This is a genomic window from Flavobacterium sp. (assembly GCF_043722275.1).
GTDB lineage: Bacteria > Bacteroidota > Bacteroidia > Flavobacteriales > Flavobacteriaceae > Flavobacterium.
On sequence record NZ_JAYSPC010000052.1, the window covers coordinates 1 to 1,861 of the forward strand.

The window sequence follows — 1,861 nt, forward strand, 5'->3', positions numbered from 1 at the left end:
GTGACTTTCTTTTCCATACAATTAGACTTTAATACTAATATATGTAAATCAATTTAACTCTTCCGAACACTTATGTTTTAAAAACCTGTCGGGTTTGGCGAACGTGATCCTTCGACTTCGCTCAAAAAGACAAAAAAGAAACCTCAAGGATGACAAAAAAGAAATCTCAAGGATGACAAAAAAGGAATTATTCTAAACCAAAAAAAGCTCCAGATTTCTCTAAAGCTTTTTGTTTTGTGTTGAAATAAATACTAAAAATTTGTATTTACTTTTTTAGAACGATCTGCAATGTGTGACATAAGCCAAGTTACTTGTCCGTCCTTAACAAAATATATTTTTTTAGTCTCTATATTAGGAATGCTTTCCAATAAGTTAAGCAATATATTATTTGCCGAAATTAGGTATTTCTGGTCATAAGTACTTAAAACTCTAGCCACTTCTTTATCGGTTTTAGCAACGTTGCTATATTTGGTAAAGTTATTTTTCAGGACTGCATCGTAATTGATAACATCTTCTAAAGTGAAAGAAATATAGTGATCCTTGACGTTTTCATTAAAATACAGCGTCGCAAAGCCCCAAACTGCTCCTCCGGATAAATAGATTTTTTCCTTTTTTAAGATAAGAGGATTTGCGTCAAGCATTTGTTTGATCTTCTTGCGCAGGACAATATTAAAATCAAAAGATTTTTCCTGATAAGTTGACATATCATTCACCTGGCTTTGATTTACAACCGTTTTTTTCACTGCATCAGTAACTGTCATAGTTCCAAAATCAAGGTCAATAGGTATAAACTCTAATTTATTATCTTCAAGTTCATCAATATATCCGCCTTTTGAAGTTTGAGCACCAATGTCAAGTAAAAGAGCATTAGAATAATCAACAGGAGGTATTGCGCCTTTAACTAACATTTTAGCTTCTTCATCAACATTAATTACATCAAAACCTTTATTAGTTAATGTTGCAATTTTATTTTTTAAGGCATCAATATTACGCGCAGAGGAAAAAACAGGAGCCGCAACTATAAAAATATTTGCTTCAGGAACTTTAAATTCCTCTCTGATTTTTTTCAATTGATCAACAATAATATTACTCGTTTTGTTAACATCGTCTTGAGGAACCTCGCCAGAAGCTGCAATATGATCGGCTAGGCTAATTCTTTCATTCGAAAAGTAAAGAATTTTATAATCAGCTTTCTTGATATTGTTGATCTCCAGAATTGAAGTTTTTATTGCTCTTCGTCCGATTTCAATTCCAGCATAAAGATTTTTTTGAGAAAATGAATTGATGGAAAAAAATAAATTTAAAAGAATTAAAAATAGAATTTGGGATTTGTTTTTCTTAAACATTGGAATTTAATTATTGTTATAATATAATTTTAAATAAAAACTTTAAAGTCATTATTTGTAATATTTATACGAAAGTCACAATTTTGAATTCAAAATAATGGCTTTTGATATGAGATCGCAAATTTATAAAAACATTTACTAAGATAAACGCAGTTATTAAGAAAAACATACGATTTAATTATTCGTTAATGTTTAAGAGTTAATTTTATATGATTTTATGCTTTTAAAATACTGAAAGTGAATGGTTTTGGAAAAGTAATTTATCAAAAAGTAAGCAAAAGTATCATATGTTTTAAGAAGTGTCTTTATCGAAAACTGTAGAAATATCTTTCTTTTTTAAGTGATTTTTTGGGTCAGTCGAAATTGTAAAATCTAAAAAAAGTCTTCAATGTATCTTTTGGGGATTATTTTTCCATAAAAAAAGCTCCAGATTTCTCTGAAGCTTATTCTAGTAGCCCGTAGCGGAATCGAACCGCTCTTACATGGATGAAAACCATGCGTCCTAACCGATAGAC

Annotated in this window: 1 protein-coding gene; it reads right to left on the bottom strand. The window is 29.7% G+C overall.

Annotated elements, in window-relative coordinates; genetic code table 11:
* Positions 1–251 precede the first annotated feature (251 nt).
* Positions 252–1,346 (bottom strand): exopolyphosphatase, encoded by a 1,095-nt coding sequence (locus ACHZDT_RS06885; protein WP_394773893.1) that lies wholly within the window; start codon positions 1,344–1,346, stop codon positions 252–254.
* Between the last annotated feature and the right edge of the window lie 515 nt (positions 1,347–1,861).